Source organism: Acidovorax cavernicola (assembly GCF_003581445.1).
In genome coordinates this window covers 1-18,238 of the sequence record NZ_QXMN01000001.1, presented here as the reverse complement: position 1 = coordinate 18,238, position 18,238 = coordinate 1, and the positions used below count along the sequence as shown (strand labels likewise).

Sequence of the window (18,238 nt, the reverse complement as noted above, 5' to 3'; positions counted from 1 at the left end):
GCAATTCTGGAGCACCCGCGCCTTCCTCCCTGGCCCCGAAATTGCTACACTTTTTTACTATTGTTAGCAAAAGGTAGCTAATGAACGCATCTCGCAGGACATGGCTGGGCAAGGCCTCGGCAACGCTGCTTCTGGGAAGCGGTCTCGGCATCACCCGCCCCTTGCTGGCGCAGACGCCACGCGCTGCCGGTGCGGGTGCCAGCGCCCGCGTCGTCCTGCTCGGCCAGTCGGTGCCGCTCACGGGCAGTGCCAACGAGATCGGCAACGCCTTCGCGGCGGGCAGCCGGCTCGCCGTGAGCGACTTCAACACGCGCAACGCCGCCACCGGCCTGCAGCTGAAACTGCTGCAGCTGGACGACGGCTACGACGCCGCCCGCGCCGCCACCAATGCCCGCACCCTGCTCGGCGCGAACAAGGCCGACATGCTGTTCGGCTTTGTCGGCACCGCCAGCAGCGAGGCCGGAGCGAAGGTCGCCACGCAGCAGGGCAGCCTGCTCTTCGCGCCCTTTGCCGCGTCCGACGCGCTGCGCGGCCCCGAGCACCCCAATGTGTTCCATGTGCGCCCCGGCATGATCGACGAGGCCCTCAAGATCGTGCGCCAGTGCGCCACCGTGGGGCAAGAGCGCATCGCGCTGGTGGGCGACGACGACGCCATGGGCCGCGCTGGCCTGGCCGCCGTGCAGCAGGCCGCCGCCGAACTCAAGCTGCCGCCGCTGGTCGCGAGCGCGCTGGTGCCCGCGGGCGCCGACAAGCTCGACGCCGCGCTGAAGACCGTGCAGCAGCAGACGCCCCAGGCCATCGTGCTGGTGTCGCTCTCGGGCACCACGGCCAGCGCCATCCGCAAGCTGCGCAAGAGCGGCTACACGGGCAGCTTCATGGCCTTCTCGATCGTCGGCATCGACCCGCTGTATGCCGAGCTGGGCAAGGACATCGGCGGCATCGTGATCTCTCAGGTCGTGCCCTCGCCTCGGCCGTCGGCCATTCCGATCGTCAAGGAATACCTGGCGGCGGTCGACAACTCCGATCAGACGGCGTCGTACGAAGGGCTCGAAGGCTTCATCGCCGCCAAGGCCGCGGGCGAAGCGGTACGCCGCGCGGGCCGCGGCTTCAACACGGCGACCCTGCAACGCACGATGACGGCGATGACCGACTACGACGTGGGCGGTTTCCGCATCAACCTGCGCCCTGGTCTGCGCGACAACGTGCGCAGCATCGACCTCATCAGCATTTCCGCCGACGGCCGGGTGCTCCGCTGAAACGCCTCACACCGGGCTGTCGCGCAGCAGCTCGGTGAAGCGCTGCTGCACGTACAGCGCCGTGGCACCCAGCGGCCGCCCCTGCAGCCACAGCATGCGCACGGACAGCCGCGGCAAGGCCAGCGAAGGACAAGGCACTTCCTTCAAGGCCTTGCTGAAGCCTTCGTAGCGCGCGATGTTGATGGGCAGCACGGCCCAGCCGAGGTTGTCGGCCACCATTTCGGCGGTGCTGTAGAAGCTGTCGGAGCGCCACACGCGCGGGCTGTAGGCCACCTCGTGCACGTCGTCCGCATGCATGAGCAGTTGCCGTTGCCGCGCCAGGTCCTGGCGTCGCACCGTGCGGCCGTCGGCCAGCGGGTGGTCGCTGGCCACGAACACGCCCTGGCGCACGCTGCCGATGTGACGCTGGTCGAAGCTGGCGCGCACCGGGCCGCGGTCGAAATGAAAGGCCACGCTCGCGCGTTCCAGTTCGACGTACTCGGCCACCTCGGTCGCGGTGCCGTTGAGCAGCGTGAGTTCGAGACTCGGAAACTTCACCGAGATTTCGCGCATCAGCGTGCCGATGGCCGTGTACGGCAAGGCCTCATCGAGCGCCAGCGACAGCGCGGCCTCGCTGCCCTCGTGCAGCGAGCGGGCACGCTGGTCGAGCTGCTCGGCCTGTCGCAGCAGTTCGCGGGCCTCGAGCAGCAGCACCCTCCCCGCGTCGGACAGCTGCGCGTTGCGGCGCGAGCGATCGAACAGCGCCACGCCCAGGTCGACCTCGAGCAGCCCGATGGCGGTGCTCACGGCCGACTGGGCCTTGCCCAGATGGCGCGCCGCCGCCGAGAACGATCCGCACTCGGCGGTCGTCACGAACTGGCGCAACTGATCGACGGTCCATTCCATGTCGGCGCCTTATTCATCTATTTATCAGATCGATTTCATCTTTATCGATTCATTTTAATGACGCAACATGGCGCCATGACGAATGCACACGACAAGAAGACACCAGCGTTCGAACTGAGCTGGTGCAACGATCCTTCCCAGGCAGAGGCCTTCGCGGCCCTGTTCCTGCAGCAACTTTCGCCTTCCTATATCTCGCACGCCGAATTGCAGGAGCAGCGCGCCATCGCGATGGGCGAATGGCGTCCCGACCTGCCCGCCATCTTCGAGACGCAGCTGCGCGAAACGCTGGCACTCGACCCGGCCACGGCCCCCGCACGCGTGGCCGTCGCGCGCACAGTCGGCGCACTGGCCGGCTTCGCACTGGTGTCGATCGACGAAGCCCGTCGCGCCGCGCGCAGCTTCGCGACGCTCGACGACCTCGTCGTCGATGCGCGCTTCCAGGGCATGGGCCTGGGCGGACAGCTGTTCGACTGGGTCTGCGCCGAGCTGCAGCGCCTCGGCATCCAGAGCCTCTTTCTCGAAAGCGGCATCGGCAACGCCCGCGCGCACGACTTCTTCCACGCACGCGGCTGCACGACGGTCTCCGTCACGATGCTCAAGGAACTGGACGGCACCGTTTCACAGGCACTCGACCGGAGGGCCACGCCATGATCGCGATGAACCCGACCGTGAAGAAGTGGGTCACGCTGCTCGTCGTCTCGATGGCGCTGCTGCTGATCGTGGTCGACATGACCGTGCTCTACACCGCGCTGCCCACGCTCACGCACGACCTGGCCGCCTCGGCCACCGAGAAGCTCTGGATCCTCAACGCGTACACCGTGGTCGTCTCCGGCTTCCTGCTGGGCATGGGCGCGCTGGGTGACCGCGTGGGCTACCGGCGCATGTTCGTCGCGGGGCTGGCCGTGTTCGGCATCGCCTCGCTGTGCGCGGCCTACGCGCCCAACCCGGCCGCACTGATCGCCGCGCGGGCCGTGCTCGGCGTGGGCGCGTCGATGATGATGCCGGCCACGCTGGCGATCCTGCGGCTGGTGTTCACCGACGAGCGAGAACGCGCGGTGGCGATCGGCGTGTGGGCCTCGGTGGCCTCGGGCGGCGCGGCGCTCGGGCCGGTCGTGGGCGGCGTGCTGCTCGAGTACTTCTGGTGGGGCTCGGTCTTTCTCATCAACGTGCCCGTGGTGGTGCTCGCGCTGGTGCTGGCCCTGTGGCTGCTGCCGCAGCAGCGCCATACCGGCACACGCCCGTGGGACTTCATCGGCTCGATGCAGGTGCTGGTGGGGCTGGTCTTCCTCGTGCTGACCATCAAGGAACTCACGAAGTTCGCGCCCTCGGCCACGACGGCCGTCATCACCGGCGCGCTGGCCGTGGCGGCCATGACGCTCTTCGTGCGGCGCCAGCGGCGCAGCAGCGCGCCGCTGATCGACTTCCGCCTGTTCCGCAACGCCTATTTCTCGGGCGGCGTGATCGCGGCCATCGTGGCCTCGGTGGCGCTGATCGGTGTCGAGCTGGTCTTCAGCCAGCGGCTGCAGTTGGTCGTCGGCCTGACGCCGCTGCAGGCTGGCCTCACCCTCCTGCCGCTGCCGCTGGCCGCCTTCGTGTCGGGGCCGCTCGCGGGCCTGCTGCTGGCACGCATCGGCTCGCGCCCCGTGATCCTGGCCGGCCTCGTCACCACGGCGCTGGCGTTGTGCGCGCTGGCACTGGCCGTCGATGCCTCGGGCCTGCTCAAGGCGGCCGTCCTGGTGTTGCTGGGGCTGGGCGTGGGCGCGACCATCACGGCGGCGTCCAACGCGATCATGAACAACGCGCCCGTGGAACATGCCGGCATGGCGGCGTCGATCGAAGAGGTGTCGTACGAACTCGGCGGCGTGCTGGGCATCGCCCTGCTCGGCAGCGTGCTCTCGGCGAGCTACACGGCCGCGCTGGCGATTCCCGAAGGCCTGGCCGTGCCGGCCTCGGCCAGCGACGGCATCGATGCCGCGCTGCTGGCCGCCGAGACGCTGCCGGCACCGGTCGCTTCACAACTCGTGGCGCTCGCGCACGCAGCCTTCGACCACGCCTTCTTCTCGGTGATGGGCGTGGCCGTGCTGATCGTGATCGCGGCGGCCTGCGCGGTGGCGTTCCTCGGATGGCGGGCCCGCCCAACGGGTGCGCAGCGCACGGAGCGCTGCGCGTAGCCGGCCTCAGGCGCTCGCGGCCTCGTCGATGAGCGCCGCCACTTCCTTCGGCATCGACGCCAGCGAGGCATGGCTGGCCGCCAGCGTGATGACCTTCTTCGCACCGAGCCGCGCCGACATGCGCTCCTGGTTGACCGGCGAGATCATGCGGTCCTCGCTCGAGATCTGGTACCACGAGGGCTTCTTCTTCCAGGCCGGTGCCGTGATGGTGTCGCCGAAGGTGCTGGCCAGCGGTGCCTTCTGCACCAGCCCCATGATCAGGCCTTCTTCGGGGCTCAGGTCCTGGCAGAAGCTTTCGTGGTACTTCTCGGGCTTGACCCACAGGTAGCCATCGCTGTCCGGCGCCAGGTTCGGCACGGCCACGGGCGGGTGCTCCTGCGTGATGCCGCCGGGGCTTTCGCCCGCATCGGGCGCAAAGGCGGCGATGTAGACCAGCCCGACCACGTTGGGCATGTCGCCGGCCTGCGTGATCACCGCGCCGCCGTACGAGTGGCCGACCAGCAGGACCGGCCCTTGCACCTGCGCCACCATCTTTCGCGTGCGCTCGGCATCGTCGGCCAGCGAGGTCAGCGGCAACTCGACCGCGCGGATGGCCGTGTGGCCCTTGCGCAGGAGTTCGACGATGACGTTGTGCCAATGCGCCGCGCCGCCCCAGAAGCCATGAACCAGAACGACTGTCGGTTTGTTGCTCATGATGTGCCACCCTTCAAAGGAGGAAGTGAAGAAGAATCACCGAACCACCGGGATGGTGGCCGGCCGATCCTTATACGCCCGCGCCCCGCCGACGTTATGACAAGGCCCTACCCTGTGCGAACCAGCACCTGCAGTGCCTCGAGCGACAGCAGCTGGATGCGCCCGTACCCCAGCGACACCACGCCTTCGGCCGCCAGTGCGTTGAGCTCCTTCGACAGCGTCTGGCGCGTCACGCCGAGCATCATGGCCAGTGCCTCCTGCGGCAGCATCAGTTCGTGCCGCAGATGCACCGACTGCGTGGCATCGCCGCGCGCCAGCACCAGCAGCCGGTGCGCCACGCGCGCACGCAGGCTGCGCAAGGTGGCGTCTTCCGCCAGGCCGTAGAGCATGCGCACGCGCGCCGCCAGCATCGCGGCGATGGCGTTGGAGAAGGTCACGTCGCGCATCTGCCGCACGAAGGCTTCGGGCGGTACCACCAGCAGGTCGAGCGCTTCGAGCGCGGTGGCGTCGTGCGTGCGCGGCGAGCCATCGATCAGCGTGATCTCGCCGAACCAGTTGCCCGGCTCCAGCACCGCGAGGATGGCCTCGCGCCCGTCCTGGCGCAGCGAAGAGATCTTGATCGTGCCCGCCACCAGTCCGTAGAAGCCGCCGCCCGCCGCATGGATCGGGTCGCCCTGGCGGAACACCATCGTGCCGCGCCGCACGTGCAGCAGCTCGGCCGCGCCCACCAGTGCGTCGCGCTGCGAGCGCGGCATGCTGGTGAACCACGGGTTGCTGTCGAGCGCGCTGCGGTGGGCGGCCGAAAGGCGCGGCTTGGTCGAGGTGGCCATGGGCAGAAAGGGGAAGAGCGGGCGCCCGGAGGCGGGTTTACCAGAACCCCGCATTGTCAAATTCTTGACAGTTGAAGGTCAAGCGCAGGTCTACAGTGACCGCCATCCCCCAAAGAACGGAGACCCCACACGATGAACGCACGGGCAAGTTTCAAGAGCATGCAGGAGAGCACGCGCGAAGACTGGCAACTGATCGGCGGCGAGTTCATGCAGTTCGCGGGCGGCCTGCCCGCGCGCGTGATCAAGCACCTGCAGATTCTCGAAGGCGACTACGGCGGCTTTCCGGTCGACCGCTACACCCATTCGCTGCAGACGGCCACGCGCGCCCTGCGCGACGGCCGCGACGAGGAGTACGTGGTGTGCGCGCTGCTGCACGACATCGGCGACACGCTCGGCAGCTTCAACCACCCCGACATCGCCGCCGCGATCCTCAAGCCCTTCGTGAGCGAAGCCAACCACTGGATGGTGCAGAACCACGGCATCTTCCAGGGCCACTACTTCTTCCACCACATCGGGCTGGACCGCGACATGCGCGACAACTTCAAGGCCCACCCGCACTACGAGCGCACAGCCGAGTTCTGCGCGCTCTACGACAACCCGGCCTTCGACCCCAAGGCCGAGACGCTGCCGATCAGCGAGTTCGAACCCATGCTGCGCCGCCTGATGGCGCAGCCCAAGCAGAGCATCTACAAGACGGTGCTGCAAGAGCCGGCCACCGCCTGACTTCGCCAAAGGACACATCCCATGAACGCCAACTCCACCTCCGAAATCCAGAAGCTCGTCTCCGCCGAAGAGTGGCAGCTGCGCGTCGACCTCGCCGCCTGCTACCGCCTCGTGGCGCTGTACGGCTGGAGCGACCTGGTCTTCACGCACATCAGCGCGCGCGTGCCCGGCCCCGAGCACCACTTCCTGATCAACCCCTACGGCCTGATGTTCGACGAGATCACCGCGTCGAGCCTGGTCAAGGTCGACCAGCAGTGCAACAAGATCATCGACTCGCCCTACCCCGTGAACCCGGCGGGCTTCGTGATCCACAGCGCCGTGCATGCCGCGCGCGAAGACATCCAGTGCGTGTTGCACACCCACACGCGGGCCGGCATTGCCGTGAGTGCGCAGAAGAACGGCGTGCTGCCCATCAGCCAGCAGTCGACCTTCGTGCTGGCCTCGCTGGCCTATCACGACTACGAGGGCGTGGCCTTCCGCGACGACGAGAAGCCGCGCCTGCAGGCCGACATGGGCAATGCCAACTTCCTCATGCTGCGCAACCATGGCCTGCTGACCTGCGGCAAGACCATTGCCGACGCCTTCCTTTCGATGTACACCTTCGAGAACACCTGCCAGATCCAGATCGCCGCGCAGGCCGGCGGTGGCGAACTCACGCACGTGGACCCGCGAATCATCGACGGCGTGGGCCAGGCAATGAAGGTGCAAAGCGGCGGCCTCGGCGGCATGTTCGTCTGGCCTTCGCTGATCCGCAAGCTCGACCGCATCGACGACAGCTACAAACAATAAGACACGTCGATCCCGGTTTTGTACGGCTGCCAGCGCCCGCGCGACGGGTGCCGGCAGCCATTTTTTTAAGTGGAACGACCAAGCAGAACGAAAGAGGAGACAACACCCCATGGACACCACGCTCATCGTGACCCGGTTCCTGTTCGGCGCACTCGCGCTCGTGATGTTCGGGCTGGGGCTGTCGCTCTCGCTCGAGGACTTCCGGCGCCTGTTCAAGCACCCGAAGGCCGTGACCATCGCGCTCGTGCTGCAGGTCATCGGCCTGCCGCTGGCCTGCTACGCGATCATCGTGGGCTTCGGCCTGTCGCCGGTGTTCGCCATCGGGCTCATGCTGCTGGCGGCTTCGCCGGGCGGCATCTCGGCCAACCTGTTCTCGCACCTGTTCGGCGGCAACGTGGCGATGAACATCTCGCTCACCGCCGTGAACACGCTGCTGTCGATCGTCACGCTGCCGCTCATCGCCAACTGGGCCATCAACCACTTCGCGCAGAGCGGCCAGGTGGTGCCGCTGCAGACGCGCAAGCTGGTCGAGGTGATCGCCATCGTGCTGGTGCCGGTGGCCATCGGCATGGTCGTGGCCTCGCGCCAACCCGGCTTCGCGGCGCGCATGGAAAAGCCGACCAAGATCTTCAGCGCCGTGGTGCTCGCGGTGGTCACGGTGCTCGCCATTGCCAACGAGTGGAAGAACATCACCACCACCTTCGCCGAGATCGGCGTGCCGGTGCTGCTGTTCAACCTCGTGAGCCTGCTGGCGGGCTACTACCTGAGCCGTGCGGCGGGCCTGGACAAGCCGCTGGCCACCGCCATCAGCTACGAGATCGGCATTCACAACTCCACGCTCGCCATCTTCATCGCGGTGAGCGTGCTGGGCAGCTTTCCGCTGGCGCTGCCGGCCGCCATCTACTCCGTGGTGATGTACATCACGGCCCCTCTGTTCGGATGGCTGTTGCTGCGCAGAGGCCAGCCCGCGGTCGCGCCTGCGCCATGATGCGCGGATGGAACTGAGACAACTGCGCTACTTCGTCAAGGTCTGCGAGCTGCGCAGCATGGGCCGCGCGGCCGTGGAGCTGGGGGTGGTCACCTCGGCGCTGAGCCAGCAGATCAGCCGCCTCGAAAGCGAACTCTCGACGCGGCTGCTGCGCCGCCATTCGACCGGCGTCATGCCCACCGATGCAGGCCTGGCCTTCCTGCACCAGGCGCAGCTCACGTTGCGCCACGCCGACGACGCGGTGCGCGCGGCGCAGCAGGCGCGCCTGTCGGGCCATGTGAGCGTGGGCCTCGCGCCCACCACCGCCACCGTGCTGGGCGTGCCGCTGATGCAGGCCATGCAGGCGCGCTACCCCGAGGTGCGGCTGCACATGGTCGAGGCGCTGTCGGGCCACCTCACGACCATGCTGCACGCGCGCCAGCTCGACCTGGCCGTGCTGTTCCAGACCGACACGCCGCGGCGCTGGAGCGTGGCACCGCTGCTGGCCGAAAAGCTCTTCGTGATCGCCTCGCCCGCGCTGTCGCCACGCCCCACGGGCGCGAAGGTGCGGCTGTCGCAACTGGCCGAGGTGCCGCTCATCCTGCCCAGCGGCAGCCACGGCCTGCGCGCCACGCTGATGGCCGCCTTTGCGCGGGCGCGCGTGGCGCCGCGCATCGTGGCCGAGGTCGACGGCCTCGCGCTGCTGATGGACGCGGTGCGCGCCGGCCACGGCGCCACCATCCAGCCCGGTGCCGCCACGGCGCGGCACGACCGCGACGACCTCGTGCTCACGCAGATTTCCGATGCGCACGTCGGCCGTCGCAACCTGCTCGTGAGCCTGTCGGACGACGAGCTCTCGCCCGCCGCGCTGGCCGCGCGCGTGGTGGTGGCCGAGACCGCGCGCACGCTGGTGAGCGAAGGCCGCTGGGCCGGTGCAAGTCTTCTCGACAACTGAACACCTGTTGCCTGAATCGGCCTTTCGCGTGAAGGCCGCGCTGCCTAAAGTCTCCTGCATTCCAAGGAGACCCACGAGTGATCGACGTACTGGTTGTCGGAGGCGGCAATGCCGCGCTGTGCGCCGCGCTGATGGCGCGCGAGGCCGGCGCTTCGGTGCTGCTGCTGGAGGCCTCGCCGAAAGAATGGCGCGGCGGCAATTCGCAGCACACCCGCAACCTGCGCTGCATGCACGATGCGCCGCAGGACGTGCTGGTCGAGGCCTACCCTGAAGAGGAGTACTGGCAAGACCTCTTGAAGGTCACCGGCGGCCTCACCGACGAGCACCTGGCGCGGCTGGTGATCCGCGCCTCGTCGAACTGCCGCGACTGGATGCGCCGCCACGGCGTGCACTTTCAGCCGCCGCTGTCGGGCGCGCTGCACGTGGCGCGCACCAATGCCTTCTTCATGGGCGGCGGCAAGGCGCTCGTCAACGCCTACTACCGCAGCGCCGAAACGCTGGGCGTGCAGGTCCGCTACGACACGCCCGTGGTCTCTGTCGAGCTCGACGGCGACCGCTTCGTAGCCGTGCGCACCGAAGCCGACGAGCGCATCGCGGCGAAGAGCTGCGTGCTGGCCTCGGGCGGTTTCGAGTCGAACCGCGAATGGCTGCGCGAAGCCTGGGGCCGGAACGAGCGCGGCGAATGGCCGGCCGACAATTTCCTGATCCGCGGCACGCGCTTCAACCAGGGCGTGCTGCTCAGGCACATGATCGATGCGGGCGCGGACAGCATCGGCGATCCGTCGCAGGGCCACATGGTGGCCATCGACGCGCGCGCGCCGCTGTACGACGGCGGCATCTGCACGCGCATCGACTGCGTGTCGCTCGGCGTCGTGGTCAACCGCGACGCGCAGCGCTTCTACGACGAGGGCGAAGACTTCTGGCCCAAGCGCTACGCGATCTGGGGCCGGCTCGTGGCGCAGCAGCCGGGGCAGATCGCCTGGTCGGTCATCGACCAGCAGGCGGTCGGTCGCTTCATGCCGCCCGTGTTCTCCGGCACGCAGGCGAACACGCTCGGCGAACTGGCGCGCAAGCTCGGCCTGGACGAAGCCACCTTCGTTCGCACCGTGCAGGACTACAACGCCGCCTGCCGCGTCGGCCGCTTCGACCACACCGCGCTGGACGACTGCCACACCGAAGGCCTCGCGCCCGCCAAGACGCACTGGGCACGGCCGATCGACACCGCGCCCTTCCACGCCTACCCGCTGCGCCCCGGCATCACCTTCACCTACCTGGGCTTGAAAGTGGACGAAACCGCCGCCGTGCGCTTCGGCGGCCGGCCGAGCCCCAACCTCTTCGTGGCCGGCGAAATGATGGCCGGCAATGTACTGGGCAAGGGCTACACGGCCGGCGTCGGCATGAGCATCGGCACGGCCTTCGGGCGGATCGCCGGCACGCAGGCTGCGAACGCGGCAAGGAACACTTTCAAGAAATCCCCGGAGGCCGCCCTTGCAGCAGCTCACTGATCTCGTCGCACGTGCCCGTTCGGAGGCCGACGGCATCGGCAGCACGTCGCGTGTCATCCCGATCCAGCCCGCCCTGCCCCTGACCGCGCCCGAAGGCGAGGTCGCGCGCATCCTGCAGATCTGCAACGCCTGCCGCTACTGCGAAGGCTTCTGCGCAGTGTTCCCCGCGATGACGCGGCGCCTGGAGTTCGGCAAGGCCGACACGCACTACGTCGCGAACCTCTGCCACAACTGCGGTGCGTGCCTGCATGCCTGCCAGTACGCGCCGCCGCACGAGTTCGCGGTGAACGTGCCGCAGGCGATGGCGCAGGTGCGCCTGCAGACCTACCACGACTACGCCTGGCCGCCCGTGATGGGCGCGCTCTACAAGAAGGCAGGGCTCACCGTCGCGCTTGCACTGGCAGGTGGTCTGGCGCTGTTCCTTGTGCTGGCCGTGGCGATGTCGGGTGCGCTCCTGCACGAACCGCTCGCGGGCAACTTCTACGCGATCTTTCCGCACAACTTCCTCGCCCTGATATTCGGCACGGTGTTCCTGTTCGTGATGTTCGCGCTGGCGATGGGCACGCGCCGCTTCTGGCGCGAGGTCTCGCCCGCGAACGATCCCGGCAACGCCCCCGACCTGCCGGGCGTGCGCCGCGCGGCCAGCGCCGAAGCCGCACGCGACGCGCTGCGCCTGAAGTACCTCGATGGCGGCCACGGCGAGGGCTGCAACAACGACGACGACCGCTTCACGCTGTGGCGCCGGCGCTTCCATCACTTCACCTTCTATGGCTTCATGCTGTGCTTCGCCTCGACCTGCGTGGCGACGCTCTACCACTACCTGTTCGACCTGCACGCGCCCTATGCGCTCACGAGCCTGCCGGTGCTGCTGGGCACGGCCGGCGGCATCGGCCTCGTGATCGGCCCCGTCGGCCTGCTGTGGCTCAACCTGCGGCGCCACGCCGCGCACGGCGATGCGGCGCAGCGGCCGATGGACCGCGGCTTCATCGCGCTGCTGCTGCTCACCAGCCTCACGGGCTTGGCGCTGCTGGCCTGGCGCGACACGCGCTTCATGGCGCTGCTGCTGGCGGTGCACCTGGGCGTGGTGATGGCGCTGTTCCTCACGCTGCCCTACGGCAAGTTCGCGCACGGCATCTTCCGCTGCGCGGCGCTCCTGAAGTTCGCCATCGAGAAGCGCCTGCCGAGCCGGCTGCGGCTGGGCGCGGAATGAATGCGGTCAGGTCGGACAAGGCCCTACGGCCAGGGCGGAAAACCGCTGGCCGGGGCCATCGTGGGTTGTCTGCAGAATAGACGGCCATGCATGTTCGAAAAGCCGCCGTTCTCGCCCTCGTCCTCTCCGCGCTCTCCCTCCCCGCCCTCCTTCCTCCCGCCACCGCTGCCTCCGTTCCGAAGGACCCGAAACCCTCCGACACCGCCGAGGCTCGCATCGAAGCGCTGATCGCGCGCATGACGCCGCAGGAAAAAGCCGGCCAGCTCAGCCTCTACGGCCCGGCCGACATCAACACACCGAACAACCCGCAGGCCGGCTGGCGCAACGGGCAGCAGGAGACCGAGGACGTGCGCACTGGCCGCATCACCGGCCTCTTCAACAACGCGGGCCTCGAAGGCAAGCGGCGGCTGCAGGGCATCGCGGTGCGCGAATCGCGCCTGGGCATTCCGCTGATCTTCGGCGCCGACGTGATCCACGGCTTTCGCACCATCTTCCCGATCCCGCTGGCCGAGGCCTCGAGCTGGGAACCGGCGCTGGCCGAACGCACCGCGCGCGCGGCGGCGGTCGAGGCCACGGCCGACGGCTTTCGCTGGACCTTCGCGCCGATGGTCGACATCGCGCGCGATGCGCGCTGGGGCCGTGGCCTCGAAGGCGTGGGTGAAGACCCGTACCTCGCGCGCCAGTTCGCGGCGGCGCGCGTGCGCGGCTTCCAGGGCAGCAACCTCGCGAACGCCGATTCGATGCTGGCCACGCCCAAGCACTTCGCGGCCTACGGCGCGGCCGAGGGTGGGCTCGACTACAACACGAGCGAGATCTCCGAGCGCACACTGCGCGAGGTGTACCTGCCGCCGTTTCGCGCCGCGATCGACGCGGGCGCGCTCTCGGTGATGAGCGCCTTCAACGAGATCGGCGGTGTTCCTTCGACCGCCAACCCCGCGCTGCTCACCGGCGTGCTGCGCGACGAATGGAAGTTCAAGGGCTTCGTGGTGTCCGACTACACGGCCGACGAAGAACTCATCGAGCACGGCCACGCCGCCAACGGCCGCGAGGCGGCCAAGCTCGCCTTCATGGCCGGCACCGACGTAAGCATGCAAAGCGGCCTGTACATGCGCCACCTGCCCGACCTCGTGGCCTCGGGCGAAGTGCCGATGGCGCGGCTCGATGAAGCCGTGCGCCGCGTGCTGCGGGTCAAGCACAAGCTCGGCCTCTTCGACGATCCGATGCGCGGCCTCGACGGCCCGCCGCCCGAACAGCGCATGGAAAACCCCGCGTTCATCGCGCTGGCTCGCGAGAGCGCGCGCCGCTCGGTCGTGATGCTGAAGAACGAGGGCCAGCTGCTGCCGCTGGCCAAGGCCGGCCCGCAGAAGATCGCGCTGATCGGCCCCTTCTCCGAAGGCACGAAGGACCTGATGGGTTCCTGGAGCCTGTTCCCGGGCCAGTCCGCGCCGGTCGGCATCGACGAAGGCCTGCGCGCCGCCCTGGGCACCGAGGCCTCGCGGCTGACCGTCACGCGCGGTACGAACGTCGAATCGCCATTGCCCGGCGGCATCGACGCCGCCGTGGCTGCCGCGCGCGAAGCCGACGTGGTGGTGCTGGCCATCGGCGAGAGCCAGAAGATGTCGGGCGAGTCGCGCTCGCGCAGCGACATCGGCCTGCCGCAGGCGCAGCAGGACCTCGCCGAAGCCGTGGCCGCCACCGGCAAGCCGATGGTCGTGCTGCTGAGCAACGGCCGCGCGATGGCACTCAAGGGCGCGGTGCGCAACGCACGCGCCATCCTCGTCACCTGGTTCCTCGGCGTGCAGACGGGCCACGCCATCGCCGATGTGGTGTTCGGCGACTTCAACCCCTCGGGCCGCCTGCCAGTGAGCTTTCCGCAGACGGCCGGCCAGGTGCCCTACTACTACGCCCACAAGCGCACCGGCCGTCCTTCGCCCGAAAGCGCGCCGGGCACGTCGTTCAAGACCCGCTACCTCGATGCGACGAACGAGGCGCTGTATCCCTTCGGCTTCGGCATCGGCTACGCACCGGTGCGCTACGACCAGGTCGAGCTGAGCAGCGACCGCCTCGCCATCGGCAACACGCTGCGCGTGCGCGCCACCGTCACCAACACGGGCACGCGTGAGGCGGAGGAAGTGGTGCAGCTGTACCTGGCTCAGCGCGCTGCGAGCGTGACCCGGCCGGTGCGCGAACTCAAGAACTTCCGCAAGGTGCGGATCGCGCCCGGTGCATCGGAAGTGGTCGAGTTCACGGTCGGCAACGACGACCTGCAGTTTCTAGGGCGCGACATGAAGCCCGTCGTCGAACCCGGCGAGTTCGATCTCTGGGTGGCACCTTCGGCTGCCGGCGGGATTCGCAAGCGCTTCGTGCTGACGCGGGAGTGATTCAGGGCGCGCTGCGGGAGCGTCACCCTGAACCAGCCCCGCCGGACCGCATCAGTCGAACACCCCCGTGAACGCCACCCGGCTCACCACGCCCGAGCTGCTCGCGCCCACGCCCAGCGTCACGCTGTAGCGCCCGTCCTGCGAGGTGCGGCGAATCGATCCGCCCATCGCGCTTTCGCTGCGAAAGTTGCCCAGGCCCACGGCATAGCTGATCTTCCCCGGCACATGCGGCGCGGCTTCCATCGCCGCCACGCCCGCGATGCCGGCGTAGGCGCGCCGCGCGTTCTCGTCCATCTGGTTCTGCAGACGCGCCGCCGTGAGGTCGGTGTAGGCCTTGCCCAACGGCAGGCCCTGCGCCGCGACAGTGTCGGTGTACGCATTGGCCGCGCTCACGCCCTCCTGCACCATGCCCTGCACCTGGCCGACATTGGTCGCATCGTCGGGCGCACTGCCGGGTGCCACGCCGGTGAGCTGGCGGTTGCCGATCGCCACTTCGCCGGCCGACGACTGCAGTCCGCTCATGCCCGCAGCCACATAGCCCGACTGCGCACCGCGCGTGGTCACGCTGCCTGCACCGAGCGCCACGCTGTTGGCGTGCGAGGCCGAGGCGTTGCTGCCCATCGCGATGGCGTTGTCGGCGCTCGCGCGTGCAGCGGTGCCCAGCGAGATCGCCTGGTTCGCATTGACGTACACGCCGGCGTCGGCGCCGATCGCGATGTTGCCGCTGCCCATGACGTTCCGGCCCGCGCCGCTGCCTTGCGCGATGTTCTGGCTGCCCACCACGCCCTGGCCCGAGGCCGTGCCCAGCGCCAGGTTCTGGTTGCCCTGCACGCCCCCGCCTGCGGCTTGCCCCATGGCCACGTTGTTGCTGCCCGCCACCTGCGCGCCGGCCATCTGTCCGGAGGCCTGATTGCCCGAGCCCGTCACGCCGCTGCCCGCGCCCTGCCCGGTGGCGAGGTTGTTGCTGCCGCTCACGTTGCGGCCCGCATCGCCGCCGTAGGCCTGGTTGTTGTTGCCGACCACGTCGCGTCCGGCGTTGCTGCCGTGCGCTTCGTTGCCGCTGCCGGTGACGTTGGTGCCGGCCCAGAAGCCGACGGCGTTGTTGTAGTCGCCGGTCACGTTCTGGCCCGCGCTGCGGCCCATCGACTGGTTCCAGCCGCCGACCACGTTGGTGCCCGCGTAGTAGCCGATGGCCTGGTTGGCGTTCTTGCCCGACACGCCGGTGCCCGCGCCTTCGCCGATGGCGAGGTTCCAGTTGGTGCTGACGTTGTTGCCCGCGCCCTTGCCGATGGCCACGTCGTTGCTGCCCGTGACGCCGGTGGTGCCGGCCTTGTCGCCGATGCCGAGGTTGCCCTTGGCCGGGTCCCAGGTGATCGGCTGGGCCGACGCGATGCCCATGCCGGCGGTCGAGCCGATGGCCACGGCCAGGCCGAGCAGCATCTTGCCGCGGGTCGTGCCTTGGTTGTTTCTGTGCTTCATGACGATCAGGCCTTCAGGTGCAGGGCCATGGCCGGATCGCTCACGCCGGGCTTGCCGGTCTCGACGCGGCCCGCGAAGCGGCGCTCGGTGTGCTCGGCGGCGACGGTGAAGTCGTACCAGTAGCCGCTCTTGTCCAGGCTCCAGTGCAGCATGCCGGTCGCGCCCGCCGCGACCTCGAGCGTCCACGGGCCGTCGTTGCGGTAGGCGTTGGCCGTGACGGTGACCTTGCCGGCCGCCTTGCCGGTGTTGTGCACCTTCAGGTAGACCTGCCCATCGACAGGCTCGTAGCAGACCTGCACCTCGGGCTTGAAGGCCGCGGTATCGAGGGCCAGTGCGTCACCCTGGAAGCTGCGCACGTAGCCGTTGGTGCTGTAGACCCACAGGTCGTACTTGCCGCTGTCGGTGGCGCCGGTGTTCCAGTAGTCGGTGAGCTGCTTGCCGGCCTCGACGGTGTAGCGGCGCGGAATGCGGTCCAGGTGCAGCTTGTCGTACACATGGAACACGGCGCCCTGCGTGCCGGAGTTCGCGAACACCAGCTGCACGAGGCCGCGCGGCTCGACGCGCGCGCTGGTGTGCAGTTCGTAGGGCAGCGCGCGCGAGAAACGCGTGCCGGTTTCCTGGTACAGCGGCTGCGGCGTGGCGGGGGCCTTGGTGATGGCACCCGTGTTGCCCAGCGCTATCTGCGCTGCATTGATCGCCGGATAGTTGCTCGTGTCGGGCAACATGGGAACGACGGGATCGTTCGGGTGCACGAAGTCGAAGCAGGTGGTCAGGTCGCCGCAGACGGCGCGGTGCCACGGGCTGATCGCGTCCACCGTGATGCCGAAACGCTTCTCGAGGAAACGGCCCACCGAGGTGTGGTCGAACACCTGCGAATTGACCCAACCGCCCTTGCTCCACGGCGACACCACGTACATCGGCACGCGCGAGCTCAGGCCCCAGGGGCGGATCTTGCCGCTGGTGGTGTCGGCGGCGTTCAGGTAGCTGCCCACCGAGGCGTCGAAGTAGTGGCCGTCCAGCAGCACGGTCGACTTGCCCATGAGGTTGCCGCCGGCGTCGTACGAGGGCACGGCCGGCATCGCCAGGTGGTCGAAGAAGCCGTCGTTCTCGTCGAAGGTCACGAACAGCGCCGTCTTGCTCCACACCGCGGGGTTGGAGGTCAACGCGGCCAGCACGTCGGAGATGAAGTCGGCCGCGCCGGCCACGCCTTCGCTGCTGCCCGGATGCTCGGCCAGCGCCTGCGTGGGCAGCACCCACGAGACCTGCGGCAAGGTGCCGTTCATCACGTCCTGCTTGAGCTGGGCGAGGAAGTTGGTGGCGCCGTCGGCCGTGTCGGGGCCGCCCGTGAGGCCGTGCTCATAGATGGGCGAGCCCGGCTGCGCGGTGCGGAAGCTCTCGAAGGCCAGGCAGCCATGCATGGCACCCGTCCAGTTGTTGTTCATGTTCTGGTAGATGTGCCAGGTCACGCCCTTCTTCTGCAGCAGGTCGGGCAGCGTGTCCCACTTGAAGGCGTTGTTGACGTACTTGTAGTTGTAGTCGCCCTTGATCGGGTCTTTCTGGCCGGAGCCGTCAGCTTCCTGCGGACGATTCGCCACCCAGTTGGATGGCTTGGGCCAGCAGCGCGAGTTCACCGGTTCGGAATCGGTGTCGGTGCTGTTGATGCCCTTCTTGCGCAGCTCCGGGTTGAAGTTGGAACCCGACCAGAACACGATGCGGTTCGGGTCGGTGCCGGTGAGGATCGAGCAGTGATAGCCGTCGCAGACCGTGAAGGCGTCGGCCAGCGCGAACTGAAACGGGATGTCCTCGCGCAGGTAGTAGCCCATCGTCGCCTGGTTCTTGAACTGGATCCAGCGGTCCATCTTTCCCTGGTTCCATGCGGCTTGCTGGTCGGGAAAGTTGTGCGGCGTGCCGGAGCCGATCAGCGCATTGGCGATCGTCGAATCGCGGCGGAAAGGCGGAATCTCCGCGCCGCCGGCGGGGTTCGACTGGAAGAAGACCGGCTTGCCGTTGGCCAGCGGGATCGGAAAGCGGTCGCCGAAGCCGCGCACGCCGCGCAGGGTGCCGAAGTAGTGGTCGAAGCTGCGGTTCTCCTGCATCAGGATCACGATGTGCTTGACGTCGTCGATGGTGCCGGTGTCGACCGCGGCCTCGACGGCGAGCGCCTTGCGGATCGTGGGCGGCAGCATCGTGAGGGCCGAGGCCGCGCCGACGGCGCCGGCCGACTTGCGGAAGAAATCGCGACGGTTGGAGTGGTTCATGGGGAGTCTTTCAACGCGAGGACAGAACGGAAGAAATGAAAGCGTGTCGATGAAGGCCGCATGCGGCTCAGGGCGCGCACTTCAGCGCCGGGGTCGCCGGCCCCGGGCCTTCCGGGGTGGTGGTCGGGGGCGTGGG

General features: G+C 68.5%; 15 protein-coding genes. 10 read left to right on the top strand and 5 right to left on the bottom strand.

What is annotated here, in order from left to right; genetic code table 11:
* Window positions 1-80: 80 nt before the first annotated feature.
* A complete protein-coding gene (locus tag D3H34_RS00075; protein WP_119551024.1) occupies window positions 81-1,256 on the top strand; it encodes an ABC transporter substrate-binding protein in 1,176 nt (391 codons plus the stop codon).
* A gap of 6 nt (window positions 1,257-1,262) precedes the next feature.
* On the opposite strand, the gene D3H34_RS00070 is transcribed toward D3H34_RS00075, so the two are convergent.
* Window positions 1,263-2,141 (bottom strand): LysR family transcriptional regulator, encoded by an 879-nt coding sequence (locus D3H34_RS00070; protein ID WP_119551022.1) that lies wholly within the window; start codon window positions 2,139-2,141, stop codon window positions 1,263-1,265.
* Window positions 2,142-2,216: 75 nt separating this feature from the next.
* On the opposite strand from D3H34_RS00070, the gene D3H34_RS00065 reads away from it, so the two are divergent.
* Together D3H34_RS00065 and D3H34_RS00060 are read left to right on the top strand one after the other, a co-directional pair.
* The gene (locus D3H34_RS00065) at window positions 2,217-2,792 is read left to right on the top strand and encodes a GNAT family N-acetyltransferase (RefSeq protein ID WP_167481089.1); all 576 of its coding nucleotides are present in this window, start codon (window positions 2,217-2,219) and stop codon (window positions 2,790-2,792) included.
* A 5-nt stretch (window positions 2,793-2,797) separates the two neighbouring features.
* Window positions 2,798-4,312 (top strand): MFS transporter, encoded by a 1,515-nt coding sequence (locus tag D3H34_RS00060; protein WP_205736654.1) that lies wholly within the window; start codon window positions 2,798-2,800, stop codon window positions 4,310-4,312.
* Window positions 4,313-4,318: 6 nt separating this feature from the next.
* On the opposite strand, the gene D3H34_RS00055 is transcribed toward D3H34_RS00060, so the two are convergent.
* Both D3H34_RS00055 and D3H34_RS00050 read right to left on the bottom strand, forming a co-directional pair.
* Entirely contained in the window at window positions 4,319-5,005 is a 687-nt protein-coding gene (locus D3H34_RS00055; RefSeq protein ID WP_119551016.1) for an alpha/beta hydrolase, read from the bottom strand.
* A 107-nt stretch (window positions 5,006-5,112) separates the two neighbouring features.
* Window positions 5,113-5,835 (bottom strand): Crp/Fnr family transcriptional regulator, encoded by a 723-nt coding sequence (locus D3H34_RS00050; protein WP_119551014.1) that lies wholly within the window; start codon window positions 5,833-5,835, stop codon window positions 5,113-5,115.
* 132 nt (window positions 5,836-5,967) lie between these two features.
* Between D3H34_RS00050 and D3H34_RS00045 the strand changes: the two genes are divergently transcribed.
* The 7 genes from D3H34_RS00045 (at window position 5,968) to D3H34_RS00015 (ending at window position 14,365) form a co-directional block, all read left to right on the top strand.
* The gene (locus D3H34_RS00045) at window positions 5,968-6,558 is read left to right on the top strand and encodes an HD domain-containing protein (protein ID WP_119551012.1); all 591 of its coding nucleotides are present in this window, start codon (window positions 5,968-5,970) and stop codon (window positions 6,556-6,558) included.
* Between the two features lie 21 nt (window positions 6,559-6,579).
* Window positions 6,580-7,347, top strand: a complete 768-nt coding sequence (locus tag D3H34_RS00040; protein ID WP_119551010.1) for a class II aldolase/adducin family protein — start codon at window positions 6,580-6,582, stop codon at window positions 7,345-7,347.
* A 109-nt stretch (window positions 7,348-7,456) separates the two neighbouring features.
* Window positions 7,457-8,335, top strand: coding sequence for a bile acid:sodium symporter family protein (locus tag D3H34_RS00035; RefSeq protein ID WP_119551008.1), 879 nt, complete (start codon window positions 7,457-7,459; stop codon window positions 8,333-8,335).
* Between the two features lie 7 nt (window positions 8,336-8,342).
* Complete coding sequence (locus D3H34_RS00030) at window positions 8,343-9,269, top strand: LysR family transcriptional regulator (protein WP_119551006.1); 927 nt, start codon at window positions 8,343-8,345, stop codon at window positions 9,267-9,269.
* A gap of 77 nt (window positions 9,270-9,346) precedes the next feature.
* Window positions 9,347-10,774, top strand: coding sequence for an FAD-dependent tricarballylate dehydrogenase TcuA (gene tcuA, locus D3H34_RS00025; protein WP_119551004.1), 1,428 nt, complete (start codon window positions 9,347-9,349; stop codon window positions 10,772-10,774).
* A complete protein-coding gene (gene tcuB / locus D3H34_RS00020; protein WP_286185240.1) occupies window positions 10,758-11,984 on the top strand; it encodes a tricarballylate utilization 4Fe-4S protein TcuB in 1,227 nt (408 codons plus the stop codon). Before tcuA ends, tcuB begins: the two co-directional genes overlap by 17 nt.
* 86 nt (window positions 11,985-12,070) lie before the next feature.
* Complete coding sequence (locus D3H34_RS00015) at window positions 12,071-14,365, top strand: glycoside hydrolase family 3 N-terminal domain-containing protein (RefSeq protein ID WP_119551002.1); 2,295 nt, start codon at window positions 12,071-12,073, stop codon at window positions 14,363-14,365.
* Window positions 14,366-14,416: 51 nt separating this feature from the next.
* On the opposite strand, the gene D3H34_RS00010 is transcribed toward D3H34_RS00015, so the two are convergent.
* On the bottom strand, window positions 14,417-15,844 hold the full coding sequence (locus D3H34_RS00010) for a YadA family autotransporter adhesin (RefSeq protein ID WP_119551000.1): 1,428 nt from the start codon (window positions 15,842-15,844) through the stop codon (window positions 14,417-14,419).
* A gap of 5 nt (window positions 15,845-15,849) precedes the next feature.
* Window positions 15,850-18,102, bottom strand: coding sequence for a phosphocholine-specific phospholipase C (locus tag D3H34_RS00005; RefSeq protein WP_119550998.1), 2,253 nt, complete (start codon window positions 18,100-18,102; stop codon window positions 15,850-15,852).
* Between the last annotated feature and the right edge of the window lie 136 nt (window positions 18,103-18,238).